Source organism: Collinsella sp. CLA-ER-H10, assembly GCF_040092475.1.
Lineage (GTDB): Bacteria > Actinomycetota > Coriobacteriia > Coriobacteriales > Coriobacteriaceae > Collinsella.
The window spans coordinates 53,701-69,928 of record NZ_JBBNLM010000009.1 but is presented as its reverse complement, the minus strand read 5'-3'; the positions used below and the strand labels follow the sequence as shown (position 1 = coordinate 69,928).

Annotated in this window: 12 protein-coding genes; all 12 read right to left on the bottom strand. The window is 58.5% G+C overall.

What is annotated here, in order from left to right; genetic code table 11:
• Positions 1–251: 251 nt before the first annotated feature.
• A complete protein-coding gene (locus tag AAAX36_RS05790) occupies positions 252–701 on the bottom strand; it encodes a hypothetical protein (protein WP_199412314.1) in 450 nt (149 codons plus the stop codon).
• Positions 702–822: 121 nt separating this feature from the next.
• Complete coding sequence (locus tag AAAX36_RS05785; RefSeq protein ID WP_349074532.1) at positions 823–2,118, bottom strand: M20 family metallopeptidase; 1,296 nt, start codon at positions 2,116–2,118, stop codon at positions 823–825.
• A gap of 115 nt (positions 2,119–2,233) precedes the next feature.
• Entirely contained in the window at positions 2,234–3,217 is a 984-nt protein-coding gene (locus AAAX36_RS05780) for a DMT family transporter (protein WP_349074530.1), read from the bottom strand.
• A 339-nt stretch (positions 3,218–3,556) separates the two neighbouring features.
• The gene (locus tag AAAX36_RS05775; protein ID WP_349074528.1) at positions 3,557–5,746 is read right to left on the bottom strand and encodes a YhgE/Pip domain-containing protein; all 2,190 of its coding nucleotides are present in this window, start codon (positions 5,744–5,746) and stop codon (positions 3,557–3,559) included.
• On the bottom strand, positions 5,747–8,512 hold the full coding sequence (locus AAAX36_RS05770; RefSeq protein ID WP_349074526.1) for a YhgE/Pip domain-containing protein: 2,766 nt from the start codon (positions 8,510–8,512) through the stop codon (positions 5,747–5,749). It lies immediately after the preceding gene.
• 491 nt (positions 8,513–9,003) lie between these two features.
• The gene (gene htpG / locus AAAX36_RS05765) at positions 9,004–11,028 is read right to left on the bottom strand and encodes a molecular chaperone HtpG (protein WP_195362014.1); all 2,025 of its coding nucleotides are present in this window, start codon (positions 11,026–11,028) and stop codon (positions 9,004–9,006) included.
• 202 nt (positions 11,029–11,230) lie between these two features.
• Positions 11,231–11,731: a GNAT family N-acetyltransferase gene (locus AAAX36_RS05760; protein WP_349074523.1), complete on the bottom strand. Its 501-nt coding sequence runs from the start codon at positions 11,729–11,731 to the stop codon at positions 11,231–11,233.
• A 39-nt stretch (positions 11,732–11,770) separates the two neighbouring features.
• A complete protein-coding gene (locus tag AAAX36_RS05755) occupies positions 11,771–12,421 on the bottom strand; it encodes a CpsB/CapC family capsule biosynthesis tyrosine phosphatase (RefSeq protein ID WP_022094060.1) in 651 nt (216 codons plus the stop codon).
• Positions 12,422–12,438: 17 nt separating this feature from the next.
• Positions 12,439–13,176, bottom strand: coding sequence for a CpsD/CapB family tyrosine-protein kinase (locus tag AAAX36_RS05750; protein WP_035136836.1), 738 nt, complete (start codon positions 13,174–13,176; stop codon positions 12,439–12,441).
• A 2-nt stretch (positions 13,177–13,178) separates the two neighbouring features.
• A complete protein-coding gene (locus AAAX36_RS05745) occupies positions 13,179–13,835 on the bottom strand; it encodes a Wzz/FepE/Etk N-terminal domain-containing protein (protein WP_349074521.1) in 657 nt (218 codons plus the stop codon).
• A 195-nt stretch (positions 13,836–14,030) separates the two neighbouring features.
• Positions 14,031–15,455, bottom strand: coding sequence for an ATP-binding protein (locus AAAX36_RS05740; RefSeq protein WP_055285945.1), 1,425 nt, complete (start codon positions 15,453–15,455; stop codon positions 14,031–14,033).
• A 3-nt stretch (positions 15,456–15,458) separates the two neighbouring features.
• Positions 15,459–16,187: a response regulator transcription factor gene (locus AAAX36_RS05735; protein WP_050766101.1), complete on the bottom strand. Its 729-nt coding sequence runs from the start codon at positions 16,185–16,187 to the stop codon at positions 15,459–15,461.
• Positions 16,188–16,228 lie beyond the last annotated feature (41 nt).

The following is a 16,228-nucleotide window of genomic DNA, read 5'->3' as shown; positions in this document are numbered from 1 at the left end:
CCAACAGGCCCTCTCGGGGGCAGGGACGTTCGGCCGTGCGCGGGCGCCCGGTCGGCGGCCCGTTCTGGGCGCGCCTCAATCGTAGCCCGAGACGGTCCCGGGCTGACAATTTCGACTGTAATGGACGGAGGAAAACGGATCATTTCGTAGGCCCGTGGCCGCCTTGGAAACCGAATGATGGCACGAGCATCCATTCGGCTTCCAAGGCGGCCACGGACAGAACGGGGCGAACAGAAAAGAGCGACGGACGCCTACTCCCCCGCCACGCTTGCGCGCAGCTTGGCGGCGATGGGCTCCGAGGCCAGCAGGAATACGAGCATGACAACAGAACACACCAGGCACACGATCCAGGCGCTCGCAAAGGAGCCCGAGACGGCAAAGAGCACATAGACCTGCCAAAGCTCACCCACAAAGCTCATGCCCGCGAGCACCGCCGAGGTGGCGATAACGGTGAGCGAGCCCAATACGCGGCCACTCACCTTATCGGCAACATGGCCGATAACGAGCGAACCCACGACGCTCACCACGGTGGAGATAGCGTTGGAGATGTTGTACTGCGCAAGGGAAATGCCCAGGTCGCTGACGATCAGCGGCTGGAACAGGCTCATGCAGTTGACGAAAATCGTGTAGCACGTGGCCATGATCACAAAGCCGGAGGTCACCACGAGCCAGCCGGGGAAGAATTTGCGTTGCTGGGACATACCGCTCCTTTTAAAAAACGAATAGCCTGCGCCGGGCGCCGGTAGTGCCCAAGATTGCCTTGAAAGACAAGGGCATAGGCCTTACGGCCATGCCCGCAGGCTTGAAAGGCAAGGTTGGATGCTACCGGTGGTCGGCGATATAGCCCAAAGAGACGGCGGTATAAGCCGCAGCACCGAGCGGCAGCTCGGCATCGTTAAAACGTGCCTTGGGATGGTGCTGGGCAAAGTGTTCGTCCGTGTCGGTTACGGCCGCGCCCACGGTAAAGTACGCACTCGGAATCTCGCTCGAGATAAGCGCGAAGTCCTCACTCGCCATGGCATGGAAAAGCGGCAAGAAAGCCGACTTGGGCAGCACTGCGCCCACGTAGCCAAGCGACGCCTGGGTCATATCGCTGTCGAGTACAAGCGGCGGAACATCCGAAAGCGTCTCGATGGTCGCCGGCGTACGATATGTTGTGGCAACGCCGTTAACGACCTCCGCGATGCGGGTCTTGAGGTGCTCCATGAGCTCAACATCGAAGCCGCGCAGCGTTCCCTCGAGCACGCAGGTGTCGGGGATGACGTTGGCCGCCAAGCCGCCAGCAAACTTACCAACGGTAAGTGCGACTTCCTTGGCCGCCGGCACCTCGCGGGCGATAAGCTCCTGGAGCGCCAGGTGCACATGGACGCCGGCCGCGATGGGGTCGATGCAGATCTCGGGGCTCGAGCCATGGCCGCCCTTGCCCTGAAGCGTGATGCGAAAACCGTACACGCCCGAAAGCGCCGGGCTGCCGTAGAGCACCAGACCAAGCGGCGACTGGCTGTTGACATGCATGGCAAAGGCCGCCTGAGGGCGCGGGTTCTCGAGCAAACCGTCGGCGATGGCAGCGCGTGCTCCCTCAAAGGTCTCCTCGCCCGGCTGGAACAGCAACTTAACCGTAGCGTTGGCATCAACAAGCTCTGCCTCGCGCGCTTTGAGCATACGAGCCGCACCAAGCAGCGCCGTCGCGTGCATATCGTGACCGCAAGCGTGCATGCAGCCGTTGGTGGATGCAAAGGGCTCGCCGGATTCCTCGGCAACGGGCAGGGCGTCCATGTCGCCACGAAGCATAACGACCGTACCGGCCTGTTCGTCCGTGCAGACGCCATTGCCCTGGGCCGCGGTGGCACCGGCACCGACAAGGCCCACAACACAGGAACCATCGACGAGCGTGGCAAACGGGATGTCCATCTCGGCCAGGCGCGCTTGGATATACGCAGAGGTCTGCGGGAGGTCGTTACCAAGTTCGGGCGTCCGATGCAGATCGTGACGCCATGCGGCAAGCTCATCGGCAAAAGTTTGAGCCTCTTTGACCAGACTGTCGCCAATGGCGGCTTGCGCCGCCGCGGTGGCCTTGGGCGCTGGTTGCGGTTGAAGATCGGACAGTGCTGGTGCCATAGATGCCCTCCAGTAACGTTTTTGCAGCAAGCACTTTGATAGCGTAAAGTGCAAGGTACTACTTTAAGGGCGACGCATAAAAAATGCCGCCCCGGGAGGCGGCGCAACAAATTGTTTACAATTGCGGGCGCGGTTTTCGACGCAAAAAATCGAAATGCGTCTCGCTCAAGATAATCGAAAGAAAGATGAGCGCGAAGCCGGCGAGCAGGCGCGAGGTGAGCGCCTCCCCCATCAGCAGCACCGAGAACAGCACACCCGAAGGCGACTCCATCGAAAGGAGCAGCGAGCCCGTCGAGGCCGGGACATGCGCCAGGCCGACGTTTTGGATGAGCAGAGCCACACATGTGCAGCCCACCGAGAGAAACGCCATCACACTGATAAAGCTCGGCGTCCAAACGGACAGCGGCGCTTGGGTCTCGAATAGCAGCGACGAGATAAGGCTCAAGACACCATTGCCCACAAACATCCAAAACGTGATGACGTTGATGTCCATCTTGCGGCCGTACTTGGCGGTCACCGACATCTGGATGGCAAAGAAGACCGCGCCGCCCAGCGTAATGGCATCACCGATGTTGAACTCGACGCTATCGAGCGCCACCAGGCCAATGCCCGCCAGACAGAGCAATGCGGCACCCAAGTTGTAACGCGTGAGCTTTTCGCCGCTCAGGAAATAGCTCGCAAAGGGCACGAGGATGCAGTACGTACCCGTCAAAAACGCGTTCTTGCCCGCCGTGGTCTGAGCCAGACCGACCGTCTGCAGGGCGTAGGCGGCCCACATAAGTGTGCCCATGCCAAGTCCGACGATCAGGTTGCGGGCGTTGAGGTGCGCGATGATGCGCTTGTGGAAGATGGCGAACATAACCAGCGAAGCCGGAAGAAAACGAATATAGAGCAGTTCGAACACCGGAATGGTGTCGAGCGCATCTTTCATGGTGGTAAAGGAATAGCCCCAGATGACCGCCACCGATAGCAGCAAGACCTTCCAGAAGAACGGGGAACGCGCGCCGGCGCCGCGGGAGGTGCCGCCGGCGCCCAGGTCCTCCCGTGCGACAGGGCTATCGGGCATGTTTTCGATTTCGTTGGCAGCGTATTGGGCCATGGAACATCCTCACACTCAATCTTGGCGTGGTGTCCGCACGCGTATGGCTGCGTGCCGCCTCATGGTCAAATAAAAACGGGGCGCACCGGACCCCCGGCACGCCCCGCTACTGTAGCAACAACCGGCGTTGCATCGCAATCCAGCCCACTAAAGCGTTTTGTTCCGCCGTTCTACCGAACGGCGGACCGGCCGACGCTGCGCGAGCCGCATTCACGCCAATCTGACGTTCAATTTCAAGGGCGCGACCAGAAGGTCAGCGCCCTTTCATTTCACGTCACCTTGGCGCAAATGCGACTCGCTCGATGGCATTAGTGCTACATCAGCGTTAACGTTGCCGCACTAAATTAGCTTAGTTGATTCCAGCTTTTCGATGATCCAGTCGTTGGCTTTGATGACCGGACGGCGGAAGACGACGCCCAGGGCCAGCGACGGAATCAGATAGCTCGCCAGAATGCCCAGCTCAACCCAGTACTCCATATGGTAGGCGCCAGCCATGGCGGCATGCATGGCGTTAATGCCATGGGTAAACGGCAGGAACGGATAGATCGCCTGGAACACAGGGCCGGTCATCTCGATGGGGAACGTACCGCCCGAACCGCCGACCTGCATGACCAGCAGCACAACGGCCAAAGCCTTGCCGATATCGCCAAACGACACCGTAAGCGTGTAGACGATATTGGAGAACACGAGACTCGCGACCCAGCCCGCCAGCACAAACTGCAGCGGGTTGTCGCACTGGATGCCAAAGAACAGGATGTCGCCCGCGCACACGAGCGTTGCCTGCAGCAGAGCCAAACCGCCAAAGAACAAGTAACGACCCAGGTAGATCTCGTGTAGGCGTACGGGGATGAGCTCGTTGATAAGCTCATCGTCAACCGACACCTTCATCATGGCCGCCAGCACGATCGAGCCGACCCAGAGCGACAGAATCGTGTAGAACGGCGCCATGGCCGAGCCGTAGTTGCGGATCGGATAGACCGGTTTGCGATCGAGCGCGACGGGACCGGAAAGCGACACGGCCAAACCCTCGGGATCGTTGCCAATCATCGTCTTGATCGTGGCAAGGTCGTCCGACATCAGGGCGCCATCGAGCTCATCCTTAAACGCACTGATCTTATCGGACGCTTCACCTAGCTGATCGGAAGCCTTGTTGACCAGCTTGGCGGCCTTGGAGAGGCCCTTCGCCAACGAGCCGGATGCGTCGGTCAGGCCGCCTACGGCGCTATCCAGGTCGCCCGAGATGCCATCAAGCGAGTCCAAAATGCCCGAAACCGTCTTCTTGAGCTCCTTGGCCTTAACCGAGAACGTGGAATCGTAATCGGATTTGGCACCCGCGATGCCGGCCTTGGCATCGGCGATGGCCTGATCGACCTCGGCACGCGAGTTGTTGACCTCGGCCATGCTATCGGAGAGAGACTTCGCGGTGGCCGCCAGATCCTTGGCATTGTTGCGGTACTCAACGGCGATTCTGCCCAGCGACGTCGCGGCGGACTTGAGGCCGTCCTTCAAATTCTCATCGCTCACCTGGTCGGCAAGGCTGCGGAGCTGATCGGCCACTGTATCGATATCCTTGGCGCGCGCATTGAGGGCCGCAGCGGCATCGTTGAGTTGGGACACCGTAAGGTAGACATGCTGGTTTGCGGTGTCGAACGCCTTCGCGAACTCGGCAGACACATTGTCGAACGAACCCGCACTTCCATCGATTGCGGCATCGATGGCATCGTTTGCCGCCTTAAGCGCTTCTTTGGAATCATCGATGCCGCTTTTGGCATGTTCCATGAGCTGCTTTGTCGACTCATCGACCGTACCCGTCTGCTGGAGCATACCGCTCGCCGACGTCAGCGAATCGGACGTGGAGCTCAAAATGCCCGCAAGCGACGTTGCGCTGGCCTGAACGTCCTGCAGGTCCTGGACCGAATCGCCGAGCGTCGAGGACAGGTTGGCGATAAAGTTGCTGACCTGGTCGGTGCTCATGTAATCGAGCAGGCTGGACACCGTCTTAAGACCGATGCTCGTAATGGTCTCGGTAAAAGTTTCGTTAACCTGGCTCTGAACGGCACTCGAACCCTTCTCGGTCACGATCTGCGCGATGGCGTTGGCCTTCTGGTTCTCGTAAAACTCGATATCGGCGTGTTTCACGTCGGTCGAGAAAAGCGTCATCATGTCAGCGCTAAACGTTTTGGGGATAACGACGGCAGCATAGTACGCGCCCGACTTAACGCCCTCGATAGCCTTTTCGCGATTGTTGAGCACAACCCAATCGAAGCTCTCGTTGCCGCGTAGGGTGGCGGTCACGTTTTCGCCCACGTTAACCTCGACGGGGATCAAATCGCTCTCGTAGCCCTCATCGGTGTTGACCACGGCGATCTTAAGATTGCCGGTGTTGCCGTACGGATCCCAGCTGCCGGCGATGTTAAACCACGCGTACAGACACGGTACGATAATGAGGCCCATCACGACAACCAAGCCGATCACGGAGCGAGACACGTTTTGGACATCGCGCTTAAACAGATGCAGGATGTTCTTCATTTATGCCTCACCTCCTTTGGAGTGCTTGCCAAGCGCGGTGGTATCTCCATCATTTGTGGCTGTGCTGTCGCTGCCCTGAGATTTATGGTGCGAGCCGATATGCGGCAAGCGGCCCGTGGACTGATCGCCGCCCTTGGCACCACGCTCGCTGGCGTTGAGGCCAAACATGTGGCGGGCGGCAGGAATGGCGGCCGTGTGTTCGCGCATCTCGCGACGCAGGTCCTCATCCGAAAGCGCCGAGATGCGCATCTGGGTATTGAGGCTCGCGCGGATATATTCGATATTGATAAGCCAGCCGCAGATGGCAATAACCGAGATGATCCAAATGACAAGCAGGATGATCTTGCCGTTATTGTCGATATCGAGAACCGTCGACAGGACAAAGAGCAGGACCTGAACGCCCACCACGGCGGCAAAACCGCCCTTGATGTAGTACGGGTAGCGATGTTCAAAGGCGACCGCATGATCGAGCAGTTCGCGACGGTACGAATCGGAATCGAGCATGACACGCATGGCCGTGCGCAGCGAGTAGCGCTGGCGCGGCAGGTCGTTGGACTCGCAAATCATCATACCGGTCGTGGAAAGCTGTTTATCAAAGAGCAGGTTAAGGTTGAGCAGCAGCGGACGCAGCTGCAGACCGATAAAGAGCGCCACGATCAAGAACACGCCCAGAATGCACAGGTTAAACAGGTAGTTGAACGAATACATGCCGCCGACCGTCTCGCGCAGCAGATTGATGCCGTAGGTAAAGGGCAGCAGCGGGTGCAGCCACTGGAAGAAGCCTGGCATCATCTCGATGGGGTACATGCCCGACGAACCCGGGATCTGCACGATAACCAGAATGACGCCGATAGCCTTGCCGATATGCTTAAACGTGGTGGACAGCGCATAGATGATATTGACGTAGGTGAACGAGATGGCGATGCCGCCCAGCACGAACAGCAGCGGGCTGACGCACTGCACGCCGATCACCAGATCGCCTACCGTAACGATGATGGCCTGCAACGCGCCCAGGATCACCAGGAGCAACCAGCGGCCAAAGTAGCCCTGACGCGCGGTAAAGCTGCCGATGCCTTCGCGGTCGACCTCGAGCTTGTAGATAGCGATAAGCACGTAGCCGCCCACCCACAGCGCCAGATTGGTATAGAACGGGGCAATGCCCGAACCAAAGCTCTTGACCGGGTAAATTGACTTTGAGGTCAGCTCGACCGGAGATGCCATGAAGTCTGCAACATCATCGACGTCGACGCCCATCAGGCCGGCCAGCTCGCCCATGGACTCGGAGGTCTGTAGCGCCGCGATGTCGTTGGCGGCGGTTGCGAGCTTGTCCTGGACCTTGGCAAGCGAGGCATCGGTCTGGGACAGCGTGGTCTTGGCCTGACCGAGCGTGGCGTTGAGTTGCGAAAGTGTACCGCGCGCACTTGCAATAGTAGGCGTGAGGCCAGACACGATTCCCGTCAGATCACCCGAGACGGCGGCAAACGAATCAAGTGCGCTCGAGACCTTCGGCAGCGCGTTTTGACCCAAGTCCGTCTGAGCCTGGCCAAGGTTGGTCGCACCGGTCTGAATTGCATTATTGATAGCGTCGCTGGCACCCGAGACAGCCGCAGCGTCATTCGCCATGGCGCTCGACTGCGCAGACAGACCGTCCTTGATGCTCTGAAGCTTTTCATTCTGCTCGCGGAGCAAATCGATGATCGATACAATGCGCGCGTCAATTTCCTTGGAACCTGTCGACGTGTCATTGACGAGAATTTCCAAGTGCCCGATAACGGCCTTATTGTGGTCGATCGTCGCTTGGAGAGACTCAAGCGAGTTGTCGATACGGGTAGTCGTAGATGTGACCGTGCCCGTCAGCTTGCCGATGGCAGCGTTCGCAGAGGCCGACGTCTTGGTAAGCGCAAGGCTGCCTTCCGAGAGCGCCTTGGAGAGCGAGGTGATGGAGTTGCCCGCCGTGGTGCGAGCTTCGCCCAGCAGGTCGTTACCCTGAGAGATCGCCTGCGTCAGTGACGGCGCCTGACCCTGCAGGCCGGCAAGTGCCGCATCGGCCGAGGCGATAGCGCCACTCGTCTTATCGATGGCGGCATTCATATCGCCAATCGAATCGCGCACCTCGCCCAAGGTGTCGGACGCCTCGGACACCGAACTTGCCAGCGAGTCCTGAGTCTGGGTTGCCTTGTCCTTTAAATCGACACCGGCATCCTTGGCGATACCGGCAACAGTCTTGCCTACCGTAGAGACAAATTCCGAGTTGATCTGCTCCTCGATGGTGTTTGCACCGGTATCGGTAACCTTGGGCGCAATAGCGCTCTTCTTCTCATTGACGTAGTACGTAAGCTTGGGCTGATGGTAGTTGCCGTCGAGCATCGAAACCAGGTTATCCGAGAAGTTCTTGGGGACTACGATGGCCGCATAGTACTCACCGCTCTCGACGCCCTCTTTGGCATCGGCCGCAGAATCGACGAAGGTCCAGCCCAGCTGATCGTTCTCCTTGAGCTGATCGACGACCTGATCGCCCGCGTTGAGCTCGCCCACCAGGTCGTTTTGGGTGCCCCGATCGTTGTTGGCGATGGCAATCTTGATGCCCTGGGTGTTTCCGTACGGATCCCAGTTGGCCACGATGTTGTACCAGGCATACAGCGAGGGAATAACGCACACGCCAAGGGTAACCACCAAGGCGACGGGGTTCACAAGCAGTCGCTTAATGTCGCGCTTGAATATCGCAAAGGAGACCTTTGCGTTGGATAGTTTGCTGCCGAGGCTCACGCTATGACCATCCATCCTGTCGTTGAATCGAATCGTACTATCGACAACCATTGTAGTAGGCGCTTTAACGTCTCAAAGCACAATGGTGTTGAGTTTTGCGGGTAGCAATATACTACGAAGATGAGTTAACGTACAGATGTACAGTATCCTAAATTTCAGCAGGTCACAAAACCACAACCCGCACAAATTAGCAATTCAAATAGTCATCGGGGACGTTCTTAAATGACTAGTCAAACAAGAACGTCCCCAATGACTACTTAGGACCACGGCAACGTCGATGTTTTGGCAATGCCAGCGAGCGGGCGCCAGAGCGAACAAATTGGCATGAAAAGAGGACGGCATAGACCTTCTGGTCATGCCGTCCTCTTTGAATGACAAGTTGTCGCTCTGGCGCCCGCGCAGCGTCGACTGGTCCGCCGTTCGTTAGAACGGCGGAACTGAGGGCAGCGTCGAGCCGTTACGCGGTTTGGTAAAACCGCGTAACTACCTAACTACATCAAGTTGCAAACAGCCGCCGCGAAGGCAACGGGGTCCTCGGGCAGAATGCCCTCGACCAGCAGGGCCTGGTCATAGAGCAAACCGGAGTACTGCTTGATCTTGTCGGCGTCGCCCGCCTTCTGAGCGGCGACGAGCTTGGAAAAGACCGGGTGCTTGGCGTTGAGCTCGAGCACGCGCTGGCTCTTGGGCATACCGTCGGGCGCGCCCTCGGGACCCTTCTGGAGCACCTTCTCCATCTCGAGCGAAAGCGGGCCCTCGGTGGTGATGCACGCGGGAGCATCGGTCAGGCGCGCAGAGACGGCAACCTTCTCGACCTTGTCGCCGAGTGCCTCCTTCATGGCGTTAAAGAGGTCCTCGTTCTCCTTGGTGGCGTCCTCGGCCTCCTTTTTCTCGTCCTCGGTCGCCAGGTCAAGATCACCGGTTGCGACGTTCTTGAGCTCCAGGTGACGATCCTCAACCTCGGGCTCGGCACCATCGGCCACGGCCTTCTCGGCAGCCTCGCGGGCGGCATCGTCCTCGTAGATCTTGGGCATATCGGCGGCAACGTACTCACGCATAGCCTGGAACGTGAACTCATCCACATCCTGCGTCAGCAGCAGCACGTCATAGCCGCGGTCGAGCACGCCCTTTACCACGGGCATCTTGGCCAAGCGCTCACGCGAGTCGCCGGCGGCGTAGTAGATGGCCTTCTGATCCTCAGGCATGCCCTTGGCATACTCGGCCAGGGTAATCATCTTCTGTTCCTTGGCAGACCAGAACAGCAACAGGTCGGCGAGCTCATCGGCCTTCATGCCATAGCTCGAGTAGATGCCGTACTTAAGACCGCGGCCAAAGTTCTCAAAGAACTTCTCGTAGGCCTCGCGGTCGTTGTCACGCATATCCTCAAGGTCGGCGGTAATCTTCTTTTCCACACGCTTGGCGATGGCCTTGAGCTGACGGTTCTGCTGCAGCGTCTCGCGCGAGATGTTGAGCGACACGTCGGCGGAATCCACGACGCCGCGGACAAAGTTGTAGTAGTCGGGCAGCAGGTCGTCGCACTTCTCCATGATCAGGACGTTGGAGCTGTAGAGCGCCAGACCCTTCTCGTAGTCCTTGCTGTACAGATCGAACGGCGCGCGTCCCGGCACAAACAGCAGGGCGTCATACTCGAGCGTGCCCTCGGCGTGGAAGCTGATGGTGCGCGCAGGATCGTCAAAGTCGTGGAACGTGGACTTGTAGAACTCGTCGTAGTCCTTCTGCTCGACATCGGAGCTGCGCTTCTTCCAGATCGGTGTCATGGAATTGACGGTCTCGAGCTCCTGGTAGTCCTCGTACTCGGGCTTGTAATCGTCGCCGGCGTCCTCGGGCTTGGGTTTCTGGCGGCTCTTGGACACCATCATCTGGATCGGGTAGCGTACATAGTTACTGTACTGCTGAATCAGGCTCTTGAGACCCCACTCGGTCAGGAAGCGATCGTAGGTCTCGGCCTCGCCGTCGGCATCGAGCTTCTCGTTCTCGCGCAGCGTCAGGATGACATCGGTACCGTGCTCGGCGCGCTCGCCGTCCTCGATGGTGTAGCCCTCAAGACCGTCGGATTCCCACACATGGGCGACATCCTCGCCATAGGCGCGGCTGACGACCTTCACATGGCTGGCGACCATAAAAGCCGAGTAGAAGCCCACGCCAAACTGACCGATGATGTCGACATCGGAGCCCTGCTGCTCGGCGTTCTCGGTCTTAAACTCCTCGGAGCCGGAATGGGCGATGGTGCCCAGATTGCGCTCCAGCTCCTCGGCGGTCATGCCAATGCCGTTATCCGAGATGGTAATGGTGCGGGCGTCTTTATCAAAGGAGACGCGAATGGCCAGGTCGCCCTGGTCGATCTTGACGCTCGGGTCCTGCAGGCTCTTAAAGTTGAGCTTGTCGACGGCGTCGCTCGCGTTAGAGATAAGCTCGCGCAGGAAGATTTCCTTATTGGTGTAGATGGAGTTGATCATGAGGTCGAGCAGTTTTTTGCTCTCGGTCTTAAATTGACGCATGTGCAGTCCTTTCGCGCTACCCCTGTCCGCAAAAACGGCCCGGTCGCCCGAGCCGCATCGCAGACCTGCTATGTTCAGACTTAGATTTTATAACCCATTAACGCGCATATATACATACGGAATCGAAAAACTGTATGTCCGAGCGCTCCAATGCGTCAATTGCCAAGGAGTGTCCCCAACTGCCGGCAGAAAAGGAACGTCCCTATCTGCCATCTACGCGCTTGGCCATCCAGACATGGGGTTGGCCCTCGTCTTCGTAATCTACCGGGGCAATTTGCGTGTAGCCCGCCTTTGCATAGAGCGGCAGCACGTATTCCTGCGCATGCAGCTTAATAAGCTTAGCGCCGGCATCGCGTGCACACGAAGCACTGGTCTCGACGATCGCACTCGCCAGTCCGCGACGACGCCTAGCCGGCAGCACGGCGACGCGCCCCATAATGTAGGTCTCCCCCGCCGCAACGTCTTCGTCCATGTCGCATGCCGGCAACACCGGGGCCCCTGCGTCAGCCACGCGTTCAAGCTCTTCGGGAAACACGCGCGAGCAACCGGCAAGCTCGCCGTCTACATAGAGCGTCACATGAATGCAGTTCTGATCCTCGTCGATAGCGTCGAACTCATTCTCGTAGCCCTGCTCGTCCATAAAAACGACGCGGCGCACCAACGCCGCGTCATCAAAGCATCCCGTCTTAAGTTGGATATCCATGGCTGCCCTTTCATTCAATACGAACGTTAGGGACAGATATTAGCGAAAATGAGCTCCGCGCACGCTAAACTTCGCGCGAGCCTTCGCCAGGCAGTCGTAATGACCCACGTTATGGGCATCGCTCGCGATGAAGCTGTACAGGTTCTGATCGAACAGACGCTGTGCCGGCTTTTTCTCGCGACCAAAGCGACCGCCGGCAATAAAGTCCGCCGAAGCCTGCAGCTTGCAGCCCATATCGACCAGGCGCTCCGCCACGCTTACATCCTTTTGAACCGCACGATAGCGCTCAGGATGAGCGATGATAACCTGGTAGCCACGGCACTGCAAATCGTAAATCGTGTTCTCGTACTCTCTAAACGCATACGCATCGGCATGCGTCGAAAGCTCGAGCAGAAACTCATTGGTTCCGTCGAAATGCAAGTGCTCCGCAGCATCGATACCAAGCTCAACGAGCTTTCGATGGTTGACCTCGAAGCCCATCTGGAGCGGAAAACCGTCAGCGTTATCACGAAGCAGCTCAAAGGCATCCCACATCTTGTCGTAATCAAAATAGGGATCACGGCAGTGAGGAGTGCAAACGATTCTGGTTACACCGGCCCGCTTGGCAGCCTCGAGCATCGCCAAGCTCTCATCGAGATCGGCGGCGCCGTCGTCTACACCCGGCAAGATATGGCAATGAATGTCACGCATAGGTCAGCCTTAATCAACTAAACGTTTGCTCGGTTGGTGAAGATGCCCTTTTTGGAAGTCCCCTGATCGTCGGAGCCCTTCTTAACCTTCTTACCGTCCTTGGTGTAGTAGGAGTAGTAGTACTCGCTGGTCTCGGTCTCGCAGTAGTTCATGACGGTACCGATAAGCTTGACCTTCTCGGACTTCTTAAGCTGGCCGATAGCGTTGAGTGCCTCCTCGCGCTTGGTGAAATCCTCACGCACGACAAAAAGCGCACCGTCGGTCAGACTTGCGATCTCGGCAGCATCGATGAAGGTGCCGACCGGGGGAGCATCAAAGATGACGTACTGGAACTTGGCGGACAGTGCCTTTACCAGCTTGGCAAAGCGGTGAGAGACGATGATGTCGGCAGGATTGGGAATATGCGGCTCGGCATCGAGGAAGTAGAAGTTCTTCTGACCCGTCTCGACAATCGCCTGGTCAATAGAAACCTGCTCGGAAAGGACTGCATAGAGTCCGCCGCGGGAGCGGACGCCGAGCATATCGGCAAGGGACCTGCGACGCATATCAGCCTCGACCAGCAGGACGCTCTTGCCGCTGGTGGCGATAGCCTGGGCAAGGTTGATGGAAACCGTAGACTTGCCCTCGTTGGGAATCGAGGACGTAACGGTGATGGTGCGAATGGGGTCGTCCACGCTCGCAAAGCGGATGTTGGCCAGAAGGGTCTTGGCGGCATTCTGTACAACGAGCTTATCGGTGTTCTTTGCCTTAGCCATGCCTATTTACCACCTTTCATAGCCGGAATTCGGCCAACAACGGGAATGCCCAGGAGCTCTTCTGCCTCTTCGGCACCGCGGATGCGGGTGTTGAGCATGTCTGCCAAAACGACATAGGCAACTGCGATAAAGATGCCCGCGAGGAACGCGACAGCAACGTACAGCATACGCTTGGGGCCGCTGGGGGCTTCGGGGGTCTTAGCCTCGTCGATAACGTTGATGCTCTGGGCAGCGCCGACGTTCTGAGCGACCGTACTCACCGAGCTAGCTATGGCCTTTGCGACCTCAGCCGTCTCCTTGGCATCGGTGCCGGTAACCGAAAGCGTAATGACACGCGTGGTGGTCTCGGAGGAAACAGACACCTTGTAGTCATCCAGATCGGTGAGGCCCAGTTCCTTGGCGGCGCCGCTCTTAACGCTATCGCTATCCAACAGCGTGGCGATATCGTTGGAAAGCATCTGGCTCGCCGAGAGATCGTTGTAGCTCATCTGACCGCTATCGTCGGTTTTGGCGAGAATGTACATGCTCGTCGTCGCGGTATAGGTGTTGTCCATCGCAACGAAGGACACGATGCCCATGGCGATCGCGCAGACCACCGGAAGGGTGATGACCAGCTTAAGGTGCTTTTTGAGCAGCTGGAACAGTTCGAGAAGGGTCATGCAGCTTGCCTTTCATTTCCCCAGTTCGGATTGACAAAACTGTCCGTATGTTATCGCATCTTTTTACCGAGACCAAACTCTATACATAAGAAACAGGCTCTCCTGTAAAAATGTCGGAAGCAATCGTAAAATTGCACAACAACGCCGCACCCGAAAGTCAAATGCGGCGTCTACATCAATATCTATGTTGTATCGCTATGCGAATGGCTCGTCCTGCCGTATGGGAAACGTCACCGTAATGGTGGTTCCCACGCCCAACTCGCTCGACAGATCGAGCGTGGCGTGATGATACAGGGCCGCATGCTTGACAATTGCAAGCCCCAGACCGGTTCCGCCGCGCGCCTTGGACCTACTCTTGTCCACGCGATAGAACCGCTCAAATACCTTGCCCTGTTCTTCAGGCGCGATACCGATTCCCGTGTCGGCGACCGCAAGGAACGGATGGCCTTCGTCGTTGGTGCCGCACTGCAGCGTAACCGCACCGCCGGGTCGATTGTAGCGGATGGCGTTGCTCGCCAGATTATAGATGAGCTCGTCAATCAAGCGCGACACGCCTTCGATGACCACAGGCTTGGTCTCATGACTTATCGTCACATTCGCCTGACGGGCGACCTGTTCAAGACGCTGCTCAACCGCGTAGATGGCACGCGAGAGCTCAATAGGCTCCGTGGAACCAATGGGCACCGCCTCGCCCTCAGTTGCACGCTCGGCCTCGTCCAAGTTAGACAGCGTAAGGATATCGTTGACAAGCGCTGCCAAGCGGCCCGCCTCACGATAGATGCGACCGCCAAAGTTGCGCAGGTCGCCCTCGCCCTCGACCATGCCGTTTGCGATGAGCTCGGCATAGCCCGAAATCGCCGTAAGCGGCGTCTTGAGCTCATGGGTGATATTCGCCGTGAACTCGCGGCGCATACGGTCGTTGTCCGCCAGCACCGCCATTTGGCGCTTGAGCTCCTGGCGCTGCGACTCAATACGCTCAAGCATGGGGACCATCTCGGCATAGGCGTGCTCATAGCTACGGCGTGGGTGGTCCAAATCCACCTCTTGCAACGGCGCGATGATGGCACGGGACTCGCGGCGCGCCATAAAAAACGAGAGTACCGCACCCGCTGCTGCGATAAGCAGCATCGGCGCCACCATCGACAGCAAAATCGCCGCAACGCCAGGCTGGGCCTGCGCCAAGCGGACAACCTGGCCGTTATCAAGGGCGACGGCGCGATACAGCATAATCTCGTCGAGCGTAGAGCTTGCGCGCTCCGCGGAACCCGAACCACTCTCAAAGGCCTCGATGACCTCGGGGCGATCGCCATGGTTGGGCAGTGTGGAAGGCGACGCCTCGTTGTCGTAGGCAACCGATCCATCCTTGTTAATCAGCGTGATGCGCAAGTCCTCTCGATCGAGGCTACGCAAGAACGGGATGGGCTCCTGCTGCTCGTCGAGGGCGGCAGCAATGAGCTCGGTTTCTTGCGCCAGGTTGGCACTCGTGGCATCCGCCAAGGTGTTTTGCACAAAGAACGCACCCAGCACCGTAAACGCCACGATAACCGCCATGGCGCAGACAAAGATCGTCACAAAAACGCGGTGCGACAGCGTATGTTTTCCCTGGGGGGCGAAGACCACGGGTTACTCCTCCGATGCGGTGGCCGCGGTGTCGTCACCTTCGGCACCATCACCGGCAGAAGGCTCGGCCAAGCGGTAGCCCACGCCGCGCACGGTCTCGATGGCGCTGGCATGCTCGCCCAGTTTTTGGCGAAGCGTCTGCACGTGCACGTCAACGGTGCGCGAACCGCCGTCGAAGTCCCAGCCCCACACGCTCTGCAGCAACGACTCGCGGGTAAAGACCACGCCGGGCTTGCGCATGAGGTACTCGAGCAGGTCGAACTCGCGCAGGGTGAGCTTAAGCGACTCGCCGGCAACAGTCACCTCACGATGGCTGGGCGAGAGCACAATGTCGCCCACGCTGAGCACATCGCTTGCCTGTTTGACCATGCCGCCGCGACGCAGCAGTGCGCGGCAGCGGCTGGCGAGCTCCATGAGCGAAAACGGCTTAGTCAGGTAATCGTCGGCACCGCCATCGAGCGCCATCACCTTGTCGAGCTCGGTATCCTTGGCGGTAAGCATCATGATGGGCACCGTCGCCGTCAGGCGATCGGCACGCAGTCGACGCATAATCGCCAAGCCATCGGTATCGGGCAGCATGATGTCGAGCAGGACGGCATCGGGTACCCGTCGCGCCACAGCAGCCTTAAACTCACCGTCGCACGAAAAGCCCTCGGCCTCAATCCCCTGCTTGCGCAGCGCATAGACCGTCAAATCCCTGATGTTGTCATCGTCCTCGACGTAATAGATCATGTTGAACCCCTTTGCGGCCGGCATGACCGCATCTTAACCCT